The 17,630-nt window shown below is 52.3% G+C and carries 17 protein-coding genes; 16 read left to right on the top strand and 1 reads right to left on the bottom strand.

Translation table 11 applies throughout. The annotated features are described in order from the left end of the window. Positions 1–74: 74 nt before the first annotated feature. The 16 genes from ACETK5_RS18195 to spoVM all read left to right on the top strand — a co-directional run bounded on the left by ACETK5_RS18195 (position 75) and on the right by spoVM (position 16,790). The gene (locus ACETK5_RS18195) at positions 75–1,946 is read left to right on the top strand and encodes a bifunctional homocysteine S-methyltransferase/methylenetetrahydrofolate reductase (protein ID WP_100536096.1); all 1,872 of its coding nucleotides are present in this window, start codon (positions 75–77) and stop codon (positions 1,944–1,946) included. 38 nt (positions 1,947–1,984) lie between these two features. After that, positions 1,985–2,872, top strand: a complete 888-nt coding sequence (locus ACETK5_RS18190; protein WP_100536097.1) for a YicC/YloC family endoribonuclease — start codon at positions 1,985–1,987, stop codon at positions 2,870–2,872. Positions 2,873–2,925: 53 nt separating this feature from the next. After that, complete coding sequence (gene remA / locus ACETK5_RS18185; protein ID WP_006209218.1) at positions 2,926–3,186, top strand: extracellular matrix/biofilm regulator RemA; 261 nt, start codon at positions 2,926–2,928, stop codon at positions 3,184–3,186. 13 nt (positions 3,187–3,199) lie between these two features. Next, entirely contained in the window at positions 3,200–3,772 is a 573-nt protein-coding gene (gene gmk / locus ACETK5_RS18180) for a guanylate kinase (RefSeq protein WP_071223696.1), read from the top strand. Positions 3,773–3,828: 56 nt separating this feature from the next. Then, on the top strand, positions 3,829–4,029 hold the full coding sequence (gene rpoZ / locus ACETK5_RS18175) for a DNA-directed RNA polymerase subunit omega (RefSeq protein WP_100536098.1): 201 nt from the start codon (positions 3,829–3,831) through the stop codon (positions 4,027–4,029). Positions 4,030–4,153: 124 nt separating this feature from the next. Further along, entirely contained in the window at positions 4,154–5,407 is a 1,254-nt protein-coding gene (coaBC, locus tag ACETK5_RS18170) for a bifunctional phosphopantothenoylcysteine decarboxylase/phosphopantothenate--cysteine ligase CoaBC (protein WP_394057058.1), read from the top strand. Next, positions 5,407–7,935 carry a primosomal protein N' gene (gene priA / locus ACETK5_RS18165; protein ID WP_100536100.1) on the top strand — a complete coding sequence of 843 codons (2,529 nt, stop codon included), beginning with the start codon at positions 5,407–5,409 and terminating at the stop codon, positions 7,933–7,935. Before coaBC ends, priA begins: the two co-directional genes overlap by 1 nt. Before the next feature lie 43 nt (positions 7,936–7,978). Then, the gene (gene def, locus ACETK5_RS18160) at positions 7,979–8,473 is read left to right on the top strand and encodes a peptide deformylase (RefSeq protein WP_100536101.1); all 495 of its coding nucleotides are present in this window, start codon (positions 7,979–7,981) and stop codon (positions 8,471–8,473) included. After that, a complete protein-coding gene (gene fmt / locus ACETK5_RS18155; RefSeq protein ID WP_394057056.1) occupies positions 8,470–9,411 on the top strand; it encodes a methionyl-tRNA formyltransferase in 942 nt (313 codons plus the stop codon). Before def ends, fmt begins: the two co-directional genes overlap by 4 nt. Then, complete coding sequence (gene rsmB, locus ACETK5_RS18150) at positions 9,408–10,790, top strand: 16S rRNA (cytosine(967)-C(5))-methyltransferase RsmB (RefSeq protein ID WP_394057054.1); 1,383 nt, start codon at positions 9,408–9,410, stop codon at positions 10,788–10,790. The genes fmt and rsmB overlap by 4 nt, the downstream gene beginning before the upstream one ends. 180 nt (positions 10,791–10,970) lie before the next feature. Beyond that, entirely contained in the window at positions 10,971–12,011 is a 1,041-nt protein-coding gene (rlmN, locus tag ACETK5_RS18145; RefSeq protein WP_100536104.1) for a dual-specificity RNA methyltransferase RlmN, read from the top strand. Between the two features lie 6 nt (positions 12,012–12,017). Further along, positions 12,018–12,794, top strand: a complete 777-nt coding sequence (locus ACETK5_RS18140; protein ID WP_076320735.1) for a Stp1/IreP family PP2C-type Ser/Thr phosphatase — start codon at positions 12,018–12,020, stop codon at positions 12,792–12,794. After that, on the top strand, positions 12,791–14,926 hold the full coding sequence (pknB, locus tag ACETK5_RS18135) for a Stk1 family PASTA domain-containing Ser/Thr kinase (RefSeq protein ID WP_394057052.1): 2,136 nt from the start codon (positions 12,791–12,793) through the stop codon (positions 14,924–14,926). The genes ACETK5_RS18140 and pknB overlap by 4 nt, the downstream gene beginning before the upstream one ends. Positions 14,927–14,977: 51 nt before the next feature. Continuing rightward, the gene (rsgA, locus tag ACETK5_RS18130; protein ID WP_100536107.1) at positions 14,978–15,886 is read left to right on the top strand and encodes a ribosome small subunit-dependent GTPase A; all 909 of its coding nucleotides are present in this window, start codon (positions 14,978–14,980) and stop codon (positions 15,884–15,886) included. A gap of 3 nt (positions 15,887–15,889) precedes the next feature. Then, positions 15,890–16,549: a ribulose-phosphate 3-epimerase gene (gene rpe, locus ACETK5_RS18125; RefSeq protein WP_100539299.1), complete on the top strand. Its 660-nt coding sequence runs from the start codon at positions 15,890–15,892 to the stop codon at positions 16,547–16,549. Positions 16,550–16,709: 160 nt separating this feature from the next. Continuing rightward, positions 16,710–16,790, top strand: coding sequence for a stage V sporulation protein SpoVM (spoVM, locus tag ACETK5_RS18120; RefSeq protein ID WP_034273235.1), 81 nt, complete (start codon positions 16,710–16,712; stop codon positions 16,788–16,790). Between the two features lie 442 nt (positions 16,791–17,232). Here the strand turns inward: spoVM and rpmB are convergent, their stop codons facing one another. After that, a complete protein-coding gene (rpmB, locus tag ACETK5_RS18115; protein ID WP_006209230.1) occupies positions 17,233–17,421 on the bottom strand; it encodes a 50S ribosomal protein L28 in 189 nt (62 codons plus the stop codon). Positions 17,422–17,630 lie beyond the last annotated feature (209 nt).

Below are 17,630 nucleotides of genomic sequence, written 5' to 3'. Positions count from 1 at the left end.
TTTTGTCTCTTTATCTTTTGAGAGGTTTTATGATACATTAGTTGAAAATAAACGTCGGGTGGAGGAGAAACGCGATGAAACCGAATCTTCGGCAGGCATGGGAGAATCAGGTACTGGTCGGTGACGGCGCGATGGGTACTTATTTATATCAAAAAGGATTTCCTGTAGGCATTTCTTATGAAGAACTGAATTTAACCTCCCCGGAGGTCATCGGGAACGTTCATCGCCAGTATGTTGAGGCGGGTGCCCAGGTCATAGAGACGAACACGTTCTCTGCCAATTATGACAAGCTGTCCAAATACGGTTTGGAGGCGAAGGTAGGGGAGATTAACCGTGCAGGCGTGAGAATTGCGCGTGAAGCTGCCGGTGATCATGGATATGTAGTGGGTGCGGTAGGCTCCATTCGCGCGGGTAAAAGAAGCAACATCTCCACGAGCGAGCTCAAGCGTTATTTCGAAGAGCAGCTGTCGGTACTCATATCGGAAGGCGTTGACGGCATTCTGCTCGAAACGTTCTATGACGTGGATGAAATTCAATTGGCTTTGGCGCAGGCTCGGATGCTAAGCGACCTGCCGGTGATCTGCCAGTTTGCGGTAGAGGATATTGCCCGCACGCTGGACGGCTTCACGATGCCGGATGCATACCGCATACTGAGTCAAGAAGGGGCGGACGTGATCGGCTTTAACTGCCGGACAGGTCCAAACGGCATTATGCGTGCGCTGGAGACTCTGAACGGTATGATGAATCTTCCGGCTTCGGTCTACCCTAATGCGGGGATCGCCGATTATGTGGACGGGGAATACCGGTATGGTGCGAGTCCCGAGTATTTCGGCAGGACAGCCCTGGAGTTTGCGGATCGCGGCGCCCGGATTGTCGGCGGCTGCTGCGGAACGACGCCGGAGCATATCGCTGAAATTTCATCAGCGTTGTCCGGTTACGTACCTGCGCCGCTTCCCATCGTCGAGGAGGCGGAGGTCAACCGGATCGTGATTCACGAGACGGCCCAGGAGCAGTTTTACGAGCGCAGCGGGGAGCCGACAATTGTTGATATCGTGAAGGAGCGGCATACGGTGATCGTGGAACTGGACCCACCAAGGGATTTGGATATCACCAAGTTCATGAAGGGCGCGGAAGCTTTGAAAAAAGCAGGAGCCGACGCCTTGACCCTTGCGGATAACTCGCTGGCCGTAACCCGTATGAGCAACATGGCCCTTGGACATCTGGTACAAGCACGCACGGGACTGCGGCCGCTGATTCACATCGCTTGCCGTGACCGAAACCTGATCGGTACGCAGTCGCACATGATGGGCTTTGATGCGCTCGGCATCGACCATGTGCTTGCGGTGACGGGTGATCCGGCACGCTTCGGGGATTTGCCGGATTCCAGCTCGGTGTACGACATGACCTCATTTGAAATCATCCGCATGATTAAACAGCTGAACGAGGGCATTGCTTTTTCCGGAAAGCCGCTGAAGCAAAAGGCCAAATTCGTTGTCGGTGCAGCGTTCAATCCCAATGTAAGGCATCTGGACAAGGCGGTTGCCCGCTTGGAGAAGAAGATTGCTTCCGGTGCGGATTATGTGATGACGCAGCCCGTGTACGATCCCGAGTTAATGGTTAGGCTGAGGGAAGCGACGGCACATCTGGATATTCCGATCTTTATCGGCATCATGCCGCTGGCAAGCGGACGGAACGCAGAGTATCTGCATAACGAGGTGCCTGGCATTCAACTGTCGGACGAAGTCCGCAGCCGCATGGCCGGGCTTGAAGGCGAAGCGGGCCGGGCGATGGGCGTTAAGATCGGCAAGGAGCTGCTGGATGTTGCAACAGCGCATTTTAACGGCATATATTTGATGACGCCGTTTATGTTCTATGAAATGAGCGTACAATTAATGGAGTATGTCTGGGAGAAATCGGGCCGCCGATTGACCCCCTTGTTTCATTAATAATTATCAATTACAATAGTGTAATGGATGTGATTCCGATGTCATTGAGCATGACCGGATATGGGCAATCCGTTGTCGATTTTCAAGGTTACAGTATCTCTTTCGAAGTGAAGTCAGTCAATCATCGGTATTGTGAAATCGTCTTTCGTATGCCCCGTGAATGGGCTCTCTTCGAGGATTCATTTCGACGGATGGTACAGAGCCGAATCGGACGCGGACGGATTGATGTTTATATTAACAAGGAAAACAACGGCGAGTCCCAGGGTGCCGTGCTGAACCACGCCATGGTTCAGGCGTATTTACAGGCAGCCGAGGATTTGAAGTCATATGGAATCAAGGGAGATCTGGCGGTGCGGGATATTTTGTCGCTGCCAGATGTTCTTGTTAGTCCGAGCGGACTTCCCATGGATGAAGCGCAGCAGAAGTTATGGAATGATGCGCTTCTTCAAGGTCTTGAACAAGCGCTGGAGGGTCTGATCCAGATGCGCAGCAGGGAAGGCACTTTTCTCGTGAAGGATATCGGGCAGAGGCTTGACCGATTGATGCTGCTTCACCGAGAGATGACCGAACTTGCTCCGGAAGTTCCGGAAGAGTACCGGAAGCGTCTGCGGCAGCGCATAGAATCTCTTGATGACGGATCGCTTGCTGTTGATGAACATATATTCGGAATGGAAGTCGCGCTGTTTGCTGAACGTTCCAATGTAGACGAGGAGTTGATTCGACTTCATAGCCATTTGGAGCAATGCAGAGAGCTGCTTCATCAGAAGAGCCCTGTAGGCCGTAAACTGGATTTTCTGATTCAAGAAATGAACAGAGAAGTCAATACGATTGGATCGAAAGCCAATCATCTGACTCTGGTAAACCGTGTTGTCGAAATGAAAGCGGAACTGGAGAAGATTCGTGAACAAGCCGCTAATGTGGAATGACCGCAGCTTCATCGGCAAGTAAGAGTCAAATGTATAGGGGGAGCAACCGCACTATGGCAATCAAACTTATTAATATTGGCTTCGGAAACATCGTATCGGCCAATCGGATCATCTCAATCGTGAGTCCTGAATCGGCTCCGATCAAGAGGATCATTCAAGAAGCACGGGACCGTCATATGCTGATTGATGCTACATATGGCCGAAGGACACGGGCTGTTATCATTACGGATAGCGACCACGTGATTTTATCGGCTGTGCAGCCAGAAACGGTGGCTCACCGTCTGTCCAGCAAAGATGACGACAACGACGAATAAGATGAGGAGTACTATGTCTAGAGGATTATTGATTGTATTGTCCGGTCCTTCCGGGGTGGGAAAAGGAACCGTCTGTACGGCGCTTCGCAGCCGGGTTCCGGAGCTGGTGTATTCGGTGTCGGCTACGACGCGTTCGCCGCGGCTCGGTGAGGTACATGGTGTGAACTATTTTTTCAAAAGTCGGGAACAATTCATGGATATGATTGAGAACGACCAGCTTCTCGAATATGCGGAATACGTCGGGAACTATTATGGAACCCCGCGTGATTTTGTGGAAGAAACTTTAGCCTCCGGCAAGGATATTATACTGGAGATCGAAGTGCAGGGTGCACTGAAGGTCAAGGAGAAGTTTCCGGAAGGTATCTTTGTGTTTCTGATGCCGCCGTCTCTGGATGAGCTGAAAGATCGGATCCAGGGCCGGGGAACAGAGAGTCAAGCTACCATCGACCACCGCATGTCCGTAGCGGTTGACGAAATCAATTTGCTGCAGCATTATGATTATGCGGTAGTGAACGATGAAATCAATCTCGCTTGTGAGAGAATACAATCTATCATTATTGCCGAACATTGTAAGGTAAGAAAGTAAGCTGTCTATTCATAGACGTGTTAACTTTCAAGTAAAAGAAGAAGAGGTGCTTCGCCATGTTATATCCATCCATTGATGAAATGATGAATAAGGTAGACAGTAAATATTCTCTTGTGGTTGCGGCTTCCCGCCGTGCACGCCAGTTGCGTGAAGGCGGAGTCAGCGAGTTGAAGAATCCGAAATCCCATAAGTTTGTCGGTGTCGCTCTGGAAGAAATCTATGGCGATTACGTGAAAATCGAGAAGGGACAGGACTAAGACTTTTTCTTCAATATTTGAATAACATGCGTTAGCGCGCGAAAATGTGACAACCGAAAGGTTGTTATTTTTTTGAGAAGATATGAGAATGTAGCCTTTATACAATGGAAAGCGGGGGATTGTCATGTTGAACGGAAAAGTCATTGTGCTTGGCGTTACAGGTGGCATTGCCGCGTATAAAGCAGCGACTTTATGCAGCAGGCTTGTCCAGAGGGGGGCGGATGTGCATGTCATTATGACGGAATCCGCGAAGCAGTTCATTCCGGAATTAACGCTTCAAACGCTGACCAAAAACCCGGTTTATAGCGATACCTTTGATGAACGGGACCCATCGGTCGTCTCGCATATCCACTTGGCCGATCTGGCCGATTTGGTGTTGATCGCTCCGGCCACAGCCAATGTCATCGGCAAGATGGCACATGGCCTGGCGGATGACATGCTGACCACGACGCTGCTAGCGACCACGGCACCTGTCATGATCTCGCCGGCAATGAACGTGCATATGTACACGCATCCGGCCGTCTTGGCGAATATGGAGACGCTGGTCTCCCGCGGGGTGTCCATGATTGAACCTGGAGAGGGGCTTCTCGCTTGCGGATACGTCGGAAAGGGACGGATGGAAGAGCCTGATACGATTGTTGATGTGGTGGAACGGTTTTTCCGAGAACGTGCAGTACAGCCTGTGGCGTTGAATGAAGAAATAGCGAGCAGCACCACAGGCATATTGCATGGTAAAAAGGTAGTTGTCACGGCCGGCGGCACGATCGAACGCATTGATCCGGTCCGGTATATAACGAATGATTCTTCCGGAAAAATGGGATTTGCGATCGCGAAAGCGGCCAAGCAGCTGGGAGCGGATGTCCACCTGATTGCCGCTCATACCGATGAAGCTCCACCAGAGGGAATCCGGACGGAAAAGGTGGAATCGGCCCAAGATATGTACGAAGCGGTGCTGCGCGTGTTCGATCATAGCGATATCGTGGTCAAAGCAGCGGCGGTTGCCGATTATCGCCCTGCCGAGGTAGCGACATCAAAGATCAAAAAGAGTGGGGAGACCATGACGCTGGATCTTGTCAAGACAACGGACATTCTGGAGAGTCTGGGACGCCAAAAAACCTCCCAGTTCTTAATCGGATTTGCGGCTGAAACCGATACGGTGGAGCAGTTCGCCAGGGAAAAGTTGAATCGTAAAAATTGCGATTTGATCGTTGCTAACGATGTTACACAGGAAGGAGCGGGCTTCCGCACGGATACGAACAGCGTTCATATTTTTGATGCAGAAGGACTGGTCCTCCAGCTTCCAGTGATGTCCAAGGAGGAAGTGGCCCAGAGGCTGTTAACGCTGGCGGCTGATCGGTTGTCCGGGAGGTCATCCTGATGGAAATGGCCCGCGTGATTGTGGACGTGCCGTCCAAGGATACGGACCGACCTTTTGATTATTTGATTCCCGAGGAACTCCGGCCCTGGGTTGAGGTAGGCAGCCGGGTCGGCGTGCCGTTTGGGCACCGTACGCTCCAAGGGTTCGTGGTCTCTTTGCATCCAAGGCCCGAGATGGATACGGCCAAAATGAAGCCGATTCAGGAAGTACTCGATGTGATGCCGCCTCTTTCGCCTGAACTGATTGAGCTTGGAGAATGGATGAAGGAGCGCTACGCATGCCGTTATATATCGGTCTTGCAGTCGATGCTGCCAACGGCGCTGAAGGGGAAAGCCGAGCGATATATTTCCCTTAGCGAGCCAGACGCAGGTCTGACGGAGGAAAGCGACGGATTATTTGCGCTGCTGCCGGAAAGCGAGTCGGAGCAGGAAATGATCCGGTTTGTCAGTCAGAGAGGCGAGGTTTCGCTCCAGCAGTTAACGCGAGCATTTCCGGATGGAGCTGCTACCATTAAAGCGCTGATCGGCCGAGGACGGCTGAGTGAGTTTCAGCAAATCAAGGATAAACTGCAGAAAAAAACGATGAAAGCGGTAGAGCTTGCCGTATCGAGCGAGGAAGCGCAACAGGCGCTGGTTTCCTTTCCTGCCAAGGCCCAGCGTCAGAAGGAAGTGCTCCAATATATATTGGAGATGGAAGCATTTCTGCCGATATCGCAGAAGGATCTGCTGCAGACGCTGGGCGTCACCGCAGGGACCATAAAGGCGCTGGCTGACAAAGGGCTGATTACCCTTGAGGATATCGAAGTGTTCCGGGATCCGTATCGAGGGCGGCATTTTACGCCCAGCACCCCATTGGCGCTCACACCGGAGCAGCAAGCGGTGTACCGCAGTATCGTGCACAAGCTGGATGAACGCAAGCATGGCGTGTTTCTCCTGCACGGGGTAACCGGCAGCGGCAAGACCGAAATCTACCTGCAGACCATTCAGCGCTGTCTCGAACAGGAGCGTCAAGCGATTGTCCTGGTACCTGAGATATCGCTGACACCGCAAATGGTGGAGCGGTTCAAAGCCCGTTTTGGCGACCGTGTAGCTGTCATGCACAGCCGGCTCTCGGATGGGGAGCGTTATGATGAATGGCGGAAAATAAGAGAAGGCCGGGCGTCCGTTGTCGTGGGTGCGCGATCGGCGGTATTTGCGCCGTTTGACCGTCTGGGCCTGATCATTATGGATGAAGAGCACGAAGGCTCTTATAAGCAGGAAGAGACGCCGAAGTACCATGCCAGGGATGTTGCGATTCACCGTGCCCGGCTGACCGGTGCAGCCGTCATTCTGGGTTCGGCAACCCCTTCGTTGGAGAGCTACCATGCGGCGAGATCGCAAGCTCAGGATGATTTTGCGCCTCATCTGCTGGAGATGCCGAGCCGTGCGCTGGGCAACAAGCTGCCGGAGGTCCAGGTCGTGGATATGCGGGAGGAGCTCCGTGAAGGAAATCGATCCATGTTCAGCCGCTCCTTGCATGCCGCGATTTCGACAAGGCTGGAACGCGGTGAACAGACGGTGCTGCTGTTGAATCGGCGGGGTTACTCCACGTTTGTCATGTGCCGGAGCTGCGGATATGTGGCAGGCTGTCCGGAATGCGACATTTCGCTAACCTATCATCAGAAATCGAATAATTTGCGCTGCCATTATTGCGGTTATGCCGCACAAGCGCCGGAGGTTTGCCCGGATTGCGGAAGCGAGCATATACGTTATTTCGGTACGGGCACGCAGCGTGTCGAGGAAGAATTGGCCAAGCTGTTTCCCGGCATTCGCGTCATTCGGATGGATGTTGATACCACGACCGAGAAGGGCTCCCATGAGAAGCTGCTGAAGCAGTTTCGGGATAAAAAGGGGGACGTGCTGCTAGGGACCCAGATGGTCGCCAAAGGCCTGGATTTCCCCGATGTCACCTTGGTCGGTGTCATTACGGCCGATTCGGCCTTGAACCTGCCCGATTTCCGGGCGGCCGAGAAGACGTTTCAGCTGCTCACTCAGGTTGCCGGAAGAGCAGGCCGCCATCAGCTGCCGGGTGAAGTGGTTATCCAATCCTATACGCCCGAGCATTATTCGATTATCCATGCAAGCAGCCATGATTATTTATCCTTCGTCAAAGACGAGCTGAAGCACCGCAAAGCGCTCCATTATCCGCCGTATTGCAGGCTGATCCTGGTGACGCTGTCGCATGAACAGCTGCCGCTGCTGGTAAGAATGGCGGAGAATTTCGCCGCGACGATCAAAAGCGAATCCGACCGCCGGGGATGGTTTGGAAGCCTGGACCGATTCGACGCCAGCGCGCTCGATATATTGGGTCCGGTAGCTTCTCCCATTCCACGGTTGAAAAATAGATACAGATTTCAATGTATGATAAAATGGCGGGGAACGATGGATGCTGTCTCGCTGGTGCGTTCGGTTGCCGAGAAGCTTCAGGATTCGGCGCGGGACAGCAAGCTCCAGATCAGTATTGACGTTGATCCGCAAATGTTAATGTAATACAGCATACAATGATGAAAAGCACAAGGATGGTGTCATAGACATGGCGATTCGAATTATCGTTAAAGAACCGGATGAGGTTCTTCATAAAAAGGCAAAGGAAGTTACCAAAATTACGCCGAACGTTCAAAAGCTCCTGGACGATATGGCCGACACTATGTACGATGCGGAAGGCGTCGGATTGGCTGCGCCGCAGGTCGGCATTTTGAAGCGTCTGATCGTAATCGATGCCGGTGACGAGCATGGCTTGATCAAGATGATCAATCCGGAGATCGTGGAGAGCGAAGGCGAGCAATTCGGGCCGGAGGGCTGCCTGAGCATTCCGGGATGGAACGGGGATGTGCGCCGTGCGGAGAAAGTGACGGTTAAGGGGCTTGACCGCGAAGGCAAAGAGCTTGTCATTACGGGTACCGGGCTGCTTGCGAGAGCGTTTCAACATGAAATCGATCATCTGAACGGGGTGCTGTTTACGGAAATCGCTGACCGGGTGTATGAGTATGTTCCGGAACAGCCGAGAAAAGAGCTGGAGAATCGATGAATATCGTATTTATGGGCACCCCGGCCTTTGCAGTACCCAGCCTGGAAATGTTGATTGCCGAAGGTTATTCCATAGCTGCCGTTGTTACTCAGCCTGACCGTCCGCAAGGGCGTAAAAAAGTGCTGACCCCAACGCCGGTTAAGGAAGCCGCTCTTCGTCACGGCATCCCTGTTCTGCAGCCGCAGCGCCTGCGGAATCCGGAAGCCGTGGCCGAACTGGCCGAATATAAGCCTGACTTGATTGTCACGGCCGCCTACGGCCAAATCCTGCCGAAATCCGTGCTGGATATGCCAGCGCTTGGCTGCCTGAACGTCCACGGCTCGCTGCTCCCCGCTTACCGGGGAGGAGCGCCGATTCAGCGGAGCATCATCAACGGAGAGTCCGTCACAGGCATCACGCTGATGTATATGGCGGAGGGACTCGACACCGGGGACATGATCGCCCGCACCGAGGTCCCTATCGAAGACAACGATACGGCCGGAACCATGTTCGAGAAGCTGAGCCAAGCCGGCGCCGAGCTGCTTCGGCGGGAGCTGCCGCGGCTCGTGAAGGGCAAGGTGGAGGCCGAGCCTCAGGATGATTCGAAGGCAACGTATGCTCCGAATTTGACCCGGGATGACGAGAGAATCGACTGGAGCCGAACTTCCCGCGAAATTTACAATCAGATTCGCGGCCTGGTTCCTTATTCCGGCGGATTCACGCTGTGGAACGGCGAAGTGTTTAAAGTATGGGCAGCGGCTAAGCCGGACAGCGCCCAGAAGTCAGCTGGCGATGCGCAACCCGGGACCGTGCTTGGGCTGCAGGAGAAAGGGATCGTCGTGAAAACAGGCGACGGCACGCTGACGCTGCTTACGGTTCAGCCCAGCGGCAAGAAGGCAATGGATGCGGCGCAATTCGTGCGCGGGACGAGCCTGACGGCCGGGACGGTGCTGACGTGAGCGGAAACCGCAGCCCGAAGGGGCGACTGGACTCCCCGCGGGAGCTGGCGATGAATGTGTTGACACAGGTTGAGCAGGAGGGAGCGTACAGCAATCTCCTGCTCAACACGGCCCTGCAGAAGTCCTCGCTTGCGAAGAGCGACGCGGGACTTGCCACGGAGCTGATCTATGGCACGATCTCGCGGCTGAACACGCTCGATTATTTTTTGGACAAGTTTGTAAAAAAAGGGGTACAGAAGCTTCAGCCGTGGGTAAGGGCGCTGCTTCGCATCAGTCTGTATCAGGTCGTATATCTGGATCGGATTCCGGATCACGCGGTTGTCAGCGAGGCCGTTAATCTGGCGAAGCGCCGCGGGCATCAAGGGATTTCCGGTATGGTGAACGGGGTGCTTCGGAATATTTTGCGCCAGAAGGAAAGCTTGGCGATTCCGGAGAATATGCCGACTGCTCAGCGCATTTCTCTGCTGCACTCCCATCCGCAGTGGCTGGTGGAGCGCTGGATATCCCAGTACGGGATCGAGACGACAGAAGCGATCTGTGCCGCAAACAATGAACCGCCGGCAGTCAGCGTCAGGGTGAATACCACGATGATCAGCCGTGAGGACATGCTGACATTAATGAGCAGCCACGGCCTCGATGCCACCCCTTCGTCGCTCAGCCCCTATGGGATTGTCGTAAAAGGAGCGGGCAATATGGCCTTGACCGAATGGTACCGGGACGGAATGATTTCGATCCAGGATGAAAGCTCCATGCTGGTCGCCGAGGCTGTTAAGCCCGAGCCGGGGATGCGGGTGCTGGATTGCTGCGCGGCCCCGGGCGGGAAAAGTGCCCACATGGGCGAGCTGATGAAGGATGAAGGCAGCATTGTCGCTAACGACATTCATGCGCATAAAGGCAAGCTGATCTCGGATCAGGCCAGCCGTTTGGGACTGGACAGCATTTCGATCGTGACTGGGGACGCGCTGGATTTGGTTGACCGCTTCGAGCCTGCGTCTTTTGACCGAATTTTGCTGGATGCTCCCTGCTCGGGCCTTGGCGTCATCCGCCGCAAGCCCGATCTGAAGTGGGGCAAGTCACAGGAGGACATTCATGAAATTGCGGCGCTGCAGCTAAGGCTGCTGGAGTCGATCTCTACCTTGCTTCGTCCCGGAGGACTCTTGGTATACAGCACGTGTACGATTGAACCGCTGGAGAATGAAGGCGTTGTATCTGCTTTTCTGGAAGGCCATTCCGAGTTTGAAATCGCGGAAGATGGTCTTGGCGCCTTAAGCCGGCTGGAAAAGAAATCGCTTCTGCAAGGAGGCGGGATTCAAATTCTGCCCCAGCACTATCATAGTGACGGTTTTTACATTGCAAGACTCGGCAGACGCCCCTCATAAGGGCGCTGCCGCCATGACTATAGTCGTATCCCGCCAATGCCGGCGGGTTTTCCTCTTTTACCGTCTCTTTTATTTATGTTAGAATAGGAAGAATGAAAAAAGAGATGCATATGAATGTAATAGGGAGAGTTCGGAAGAATGCTGGCTGGACATCCTCTAAATTAGACAGGTGTGGTGAGAATGAAACCTTTTATATATGATTATTCACTGGAAGAGCTTCAAGCATGGGCTCAAGAGAATGGGGAGCCGGCGTTTCGCGGAACCCAGATTTATGACTGGCTGTACGTGAAGCGGGTGAACGACTTTGCGGAAATGACGAATCTATCCAAGGAGCTTCGCTCGAAGCTGGAGCAGGAGTTCAGTTTTGTTACCTTGACGGAAATCACCAAGCTGGAGTCGAAGGACGGAACGGTCAAGTTTCTGTTCGGCTTACATGATGACCATGCGATCGAGACCGTCATCATGAGGCACAATTACGGCAACAGCATCTGCGTGACAACGCAGGTAGGCTGCCGTATCGGATGTACGTTCTGCGCATCCACGCTGGGTGGCTTGAAACGAAATCTGACCTCCGGCGAGATTGTTGCCCAAGTGGTTCAGGCGCAGAAGATTCTCGATAAAACGGGAGAACGTGTCGGCAGCATCGTGATCATGGGCTCGGGCGAACCGTTTGAGAACTATGAAGCGACGATGAAGTTTCTGCGCACGATGATCCATGAAAAAGGATTGAATATCGGCCAGCGCCACATCACCGTTTCGACGAGTGGCATTGTGCCTAACATCTATAAATTCACGGAAGAGGATACCCAGATTAATCTGGCCATCTCCATACATGCACCGAACGATAAGCTGCGCTCCAAGCTAATGCCTGTTAACCGCCGGTTCCCGTTCGACGACGTGATTGAGTCGCTTCGTTATTACCAGGCAAAAACCGGGCGGCGCATTACGTTTGAATACGCCTTGATCGGCGGCGTAAACGATCAGGTTGAGCATGCCGAAGAGCTTGCGGACGTCATTAAGGATATGAACTGCTTCGTCAATCTGATTCCGGTTAACCATGTGCCGGAACGGAAATATGTTCGCACATCGCGTAACGATATTTTCAAATTTCAACGTGCGTTAGCAGACAAGGGGGTCAATGTGACCATCCGTCGTGAACAAGGCCATGATATCGCTGCCGCTTGCGGTCAGCTGCGGGCCAAGCATATGGAGTTGAGGTGAGAAGATTTGATCAAGACGGTTCATGTAAGCCATGTGGGACGCGTTCGTCCTGTTAATGAAGATTCGGTATTTGTTAGCACACTGGAGCATGGCTATACCTTGGGTGTGGTTGCTGACGGTATGGGAGGTCACCTTGCGGGTGACACCGCCAGCAGGCTTGCGGTAGATACCGTGGCCGAGGATTTGTCCTCTTTGGAACAGGACATGTCCATGGAAAGTATCCGGGCTGCGCTTGGTGATGCCATATTGCATGCCAATGCCGTTATCTATCGGGAAGCCTCGGCTGATGAGCGGCTTCACAATATGGGCACGACGATTGTAGCGGTGCTGCTGCGAGGTTCCGAAGGCTATATCGGACATATCGGGGACAGCAGGGCTTACAAAGTCGTTCCCGGACAAGTGATTCGACTCACAGATGATCACACATTGGTCAATGAGCTTTTTAAGAGTGGTCAGATTACGGAAGATCAACTGGAGACCCATCCCCGGAAAAATGTATTAAGCCGGGCGCTAGGAACGGATGTGGATGTGACGGTTGAGCTTACACCGGTTACGATCGGAGAAGGCGAAGTGCTGCTGCTCTGCAGTGACGGGCTCAGCAACCGGGTCAGCCGCGAGCTGATCGGACAGATTTCCGGTTCACTTGACCTTCCTCTGGAAGAAAGAGCGGATCGCCTGCTTCAACTGGCACTTCTTGCCGGCGGTGAGGACAACATCACGGTCGCCATGTTTGAACATCAAGAAGAAGTTGTCGGGCAACGTATAAAGGGGTGGGATTCATGATCGGACATGAATTGGCTGGTCGTTATAAAATTATAGAACGCATCGGTGGCGGTGGCATGGCGCTGGTCTACAAGGCTCAGGATATTTTGCTGAACCGGAATGTAGCAATCAAAGTGCTGCGCCAGCAGTTTGTGCACGACGAGGAATTTATTCGCCGTTTCCGGCGTGAAGCACAATCAGCGGCTTCGTTGTCGCATTCCAACGTGGTCAGCATCTATGATGTGGGCCAAGAGGAAGATGTGCATTACATCGTCATGGAATATATCGAAGGTCAGAATTTGAATGAAATTATAAAAGAACGGGCACCGCTGCAGGTGGAAGAAGCTGTGCGGATTGCTACCCAGATCTGTGATGCACTGGGGCACGCTCATCATAACCAGATCATTCACCGGGACATTAAACCGCATAATATTCTGATTGGCCGTAATGGGAGGGTCAAAGTAACCGACTTTGGCATTGCCAGAGCGGTCACGTCGACAACCATTACGCAGACAGGCTCTGTTGTGGGTTCTGTGCATTATTTTTCCCCGGAGCACGCCAAGGGCGTCGTTACGGGCGAAAAATCGGATTTATACTCACTTGGTATTGTGTTATATCAAATGCTCACGGCCCGTCTCCCATTTCTGGGCGAGAGCCCCATTAGTGTTGCTCTGAAACACCTCCAGGAGGAATTTGATGAGCCTAGAGAAGTGAATCCGCTCATTCCTCAAAGCGTGGAGAACATCATCCTGAAGTCCATGCGCAAAAACCCGGAGGAGCGTTACCAGTCTGCCGAAGAGATGATGGACGATCTCGAGACGTGTTTGATGCCGATGCGACTCAACGAACCGAAGATGGAGTTCGAGGACGATGCCGATTCTACCCTGGTCATGCCGGCGCTCAAAACGATGCAGCGCAGCAGCCAGCATCATGACGAAGACGATGACTCGGATGATGAGGACTTTGAGGAAAAGCCGACAGGTAAACCGAAGAAAAAATGGGTCAAGCCGACCATCATCATCGGCTCAGTGCTCCTGTTCCTCGGCATTATGTTTGGTGTCGTCATGTATGTGAACAATATGCTGGAGGTGCCGGAGGTCAAGGTGCCGCCAGTAGTAGGCATGACGGAAGAGGATGCGATCCGCACGCTTGAGGCCCAAGGTTTGACGGTGGATGAGGAAGTCATTCGTGAATATAAACCAAATGTCGATGAAGGCATTGTGTTTGCCCAGGATAAGGAACCAGAGACCATGCTCAGGCAGGGGGCACCGGTTCAATTGTCGGTTGGGGATGCGAAGCCGCTTCCGGAAATGCCGGACCTTAATGGGAAGACGTTTGATGAGGCTGTTGCTGCGTTAAAAGAGATTGGCGTTAAGGAAACCTCCATTAAACGATCGTCCGAAAAAAATGATGAAGTGCCACAAGGCAAGATCTTTAAACAAAGTCCGGAAGCCACTACAAAAATCGATCCGGAAACGGAAGTAATCAGCGTAACGGTAAGTGAGGGGAAGAATTTCGTCCCTATGCCGGGCGTGGTTGGCTTAGAGCAGGAGAATGCCGTCAATATTTTGGAATCCAATGGCTTTAAGGTTGAGGCAATCAAAGAGAAATCCAGTTATGAAGTGAAGAAGGGCATCGTAGTAGAGCAGTGGCCGCATGAGGCCAATGAACAGGTTGCTCCAGGCTCCAAAATCACGTTGTTCGTCAGCTCAGGCTATCCTTCGGATGCGCTTGAGTATAATTACAGCGTACCGGTGTCGCCGAGCGTCGAAGGTCAAGAAAGCAAAATCCGGGTGGTCTTCAGCGATGCGCTGGGAGAAAATCAGGAAGCCGTGAATAAGACCATTACGACTTCCGAAATGGTACCTGTTAAGCTGCTGCTGGCTCCCGACAAGCATGCAACGGTCATGATCTTCCGTGACGGTCGCCAAGTGGATACGTACAGCGTAAGTTACAGCGATGTCAAGAATGGTACCGTGCCGCAGCCGACCTTTGAGCAGCCGCCTGTTGAACCTGATGTACCGGTGGACACGAATCCGGATGAAGGAAATGGCGAGGAAGGCTCGAATGAGGAAGATGATGCTGCTTATCATTGGGACTCCGGGAACAACGGAAACGGTAAGGGTAATGGCAAAGGTAATGGTAACGATTAGAAACAAGTCGTGAGAACACTAAATTTCAACAAGAAAGGTGAGGCCTATTATATGCTAGAGGGACTGATCGTGAAGGCACTAAGCGGATATTATTACGTCAAACCACTGCAGGATGGCAACATTATATCCGGGGAGGACCCAGCGGTTCAATGCAGAGCCCGCGGCATTTTCAAAAAGAAAGGTATCTCTCCGCTCGTTGGAGATCACGTGATGTACTCATTGACTGAAAATGGGGAAGGGACCGTGGATGAAATTCTTCCACGGTCTTCCCAACTAATTCGCCCGCCTGTCGCGAACGTCGACTTGGCGGTGCTGTTGTTTTCGGTCAAAGAACCGGATCTGAGCCTGCATCTGCTGGACAAGTTTCTGGTACATATAGAGCATGAGGGCCTTGAGGCATTGATCTGCCTGACGAAGCAGGATCTTGTGGACGCCACCGACGATGTGCTGGAGCAGGTGAAGCGCCAGTATGAAGAGATTGGTTACGAAGTGCTGATTACCAGCTCTCTGCAAGGGATCGGGACGGAAGAGGTGAAGAAACGCCTGGCCAGTCGAATCAGTGTCTTCTCCGGTCAATCCGGTGTCGGGAAATCGTCCCTGCTGAATGCGTTAATGCCTGGCCTCTCGCTGGAGACGAGCGAAATTAGCCTGCGTCTTGGCCGCGGTCGTCATACGACACGCCATGTGGAGCTGATTGAGCTTGATAACGGGGGGTATGTTGCCGATACACCCGGCTTTAGCCAGCTGGATTTTCTGGAGCTGGGTGTCGAGGAGTTATCGACCTGTTTCAGAGAATTTGCTCCTTATGCTGCCGAATGTAAATTCAGAGGCTGCAGCCATCTGCAGGAGCCGGGCTGCCGGGTGATCCAAGCCAAAGAGGATGGAATCATCCTGGCTAGCCGTTATGAGCATTATGTGGAGTTTTATACGGAGATGAAAGACAAGAAACGGAGGTACTGAATGATGATAAAAATTGCCCCATCCATATTGTCAGCGGATTTTGCGAAGCTGGGACAAGAAATTAAAGAGGCTGAGGCCGGCGGAGCCGATTGGATTCATGTGGACGTTATGGACGGACACTTTGTACCCAATATTACGCTGGGGCCGCCGATCGTCCAAGCGATCAGGCCCCATACGAGCCTGACGCTTGATGTGCACTTGATGATTGAGCAACCGGAGCTGTATATTGCGGACTTCGCCAAGGCTGGAGCCGATCTGATCACCGTTCATGCCGAGACCTGCCCGCATCTTCATCGCGTCATCCATCTGATCAAAGAGTTTGGCGTGAAGGCCGGCGTCGCGATCAATCCGGCTACGCCGGCCCATGTCCTTCAGGAAGTGCTTCCTGATTTGGATTTGGTACTGGTAATGACCGTGAACCCGGGGTTTGGCGGACAGGCTTTTATCGAGCGGACGGTAAACAAGATCTCACAGCTGCGTGAATGGATTTCTAACTCCGACAACCCGAATATCCATATTGAAGTGGATGGCGGCATTACAGCGGAGACAGCGCCGCTTGTGGTGGAAGCGGGAGCGGATGTCCTGGTTGCGGGCAGCGCGGTATTCGGCATGCCGGATCGCGCGGCAGCCATTGCCAAAATCCGTGACAGCGTAACATCTTGACCAGAACGTGAGCAACGGGATGCATAGGGCGCGGGGTTCCCGCATAAATATGGTTACATGAGCTGGGTTCTCATGTAGCCTTTTTTGTCTGTGTTCACATCTAAGGGCTTGGTGCATAACATAATCTAGGAAGGCATGAGAATGATGGGGAGGGTGAGACATGAAATTCTATACGTTCAAGCTGCCGAAGTTTTTGGGAGGTTTTGTGAAGGCCATCTTAAATACGTTTCACAAGAGCTGACAGCTTGTCCCGGCGTAACAAAACCTCCGCCTGGGACTGACGCCGCCTAGCCGGTTCTGGGGGAAAGAGGCAAGAACACTCCGATAGAGCGCATGGAGGACATACCGCATCTGTATGCGGAAGTTTTCTTGCGGTATAAGAAAGCCAAAAAACGCGTAAGTCCTCCTTCGCTTTCTTATATCAAAAGAAGAGTGTCTAGCGACGTACTTATCGAGGACAGACCGCGTTCGACCGGAAGTTTTTCTTGCGATATAAGAAAGCGGAAGTTTTGCTCTTTCATTTTTCTTATATCTAAATAAAAAAAGCACCTGCTAACTGCTCAGGGTGCTTTTTGTTTAGAAGAAGAATATGTATCTAAACGCAAGAAAAACTTCCTTGTCCCGGATCGCCCACAAATGGTGCCTGGAGATTAAGAAGTTTTTCTTCATATAACACAAGATGATTATACGCGAGTCACTTTACCGGATTTCAAAGCGCGAGTGCTGACGTATACACGTTTTGGCTTGCCATCTACCAAAATGCGAACCTTTTGAACGTTGACACCCCAAGAACGCTTGTTGTGATTGTTAGCGTGAGAAACATGGTTACCACTGCTTGGTTTCTTGCCAGTTACATAACATTTGCGAGCCATTCATTACACCTCCTTGTTCCTAACCCTGCATGAAACAATACTTAAATATAATATCACAGTAAAAATTGCTCCGTCAACTGTCCTAAAAACATTTATTTCTCTTTGCCATTATAGTACAATGTTGATTAGTCCATAATATTTCCGAAGAAATAGTTCGTGGGCTGCTCGGCAGGGCTCTCAAGAGGCTTGGGAACCGCCGGAAAGCGTAG

Source organism: Paenibacillus ilasis, assembly GCF_043195395.1.
Taxonomy (GTDB): Bacteria; Bacillota; Bacilli; order Paenibacillales; family Paenibacillaceae; genus Paenibacillus_AQ; species Paenibacillus_AQ lautus.
This window is presented reverse-complemented; position numbering and strand designations above follow the sequence as displayed.

What these genes read in the sequence shown, in the direction of transcription:
- rpe (WP_100539299.1), top strand. Translation starts at nt 15,890, where the DNA reads ATGATAAAAATTGCCCCATCCATATTGTCAGCGGATTTTGCGAAGCTG.
- fmt (WP_394057056.1), top strand. Translation starts at nt 8,470, where the DNA reads ATGAATATCGTATTTATGGGCACCCCGGCCTTTGCAGTACCCAGCCTG.
- rpoZ (WP_100536098.1), top strand. Translation starts at nt 3,829, where the DNA reads ATGTTATATCCATCCATTGATGAAATGATGAATAAGGTAGACAGTAAA.
- remA (WP_006209218.1), top strand. Translation starts at nt 2,926, where the DNA reads ATGGCAATCAAACTTATTAATATTGGCTTCGGAAACATCGTATCGGCC.
- rlmN (WP_100536104.1), top strand. Translation starts at nt 10,971, where the DNA reads ATGAAACCTTTTATATATGATTATTCACTGGAAGAGCTTCAAGCATGG.
- rpmB (WP_006209230.1), bottom strand. Translation starts at nt 17,421, where the DNA reads ATGGCTCGCAAATGTTATGTAACTGGCAAGAAACCAAGCAGTGGTAAC.
- coaBC (WP_394057058.1), top strand. Translation starts at nt 4,154, where the DNA reads ATGTTGAACGGAAAAGTCATTGTGCTTGGCGTTACAGGTGGCATTGCC.
- gmk (WP_071223696.1), top strand. Translation starts at nt 3,200, where the DNA reads ATGTCTAGAGGATTATTGATTGTATTGTCCGGTCCTTCCGGGGTGGGA.
- priA (WP_100536100.1), top strand. Translation starts at nt 5,407, where the DNA reads ATGGAAATGGCCCGCGTGATTGTGGACGTGCCGTCCAAGGATACGGAC.
- pknB (WP_394057052.1), top strand. Translation starts at nt 12,791, where the DNA reads ATGATCGGACATGAATTGGCTGGTCGTTATAAAATTATAGAACGCATC.
- rsgA (WP_100536107.1), top strand. Translation starts at nt 14,978, where the DNA reads ATGCTAGAGGGACTGATCGTGAAGGCACTAAGCGGATATTATTACGTC.
- ACETK5_RS18190 (WP_100536097.1), top strand. Translation starts at nt 1,985, where the DNA reads ATGTCATTGAGCATGACCGGATATGGGCAATCCGTTGTCGATTTTCAA.
- spoVM (WP_034273235.1), top strand. Translation starts at nt 16,710, where the DNA reads ATGAAATTCTATACGTTCAAGCTGCCGAAGTTTTTGGGAGGTTTTGTG.
- def (WP_100536101.1), top strand. Translation starts at nt 7,979, where the DNA reads ATGGCGATTCGAATTATCGTTAAAGAACCGGATGAGGTTCTTCATAAA.
- ACETK5_RS18195 (WP_100536096.1), top strand. Translation starts at nt 75, where the DNA reads ATGAAACCGAATCTTCGGCAGGCATGGGAGAATCAGGTACTGGTCGGT.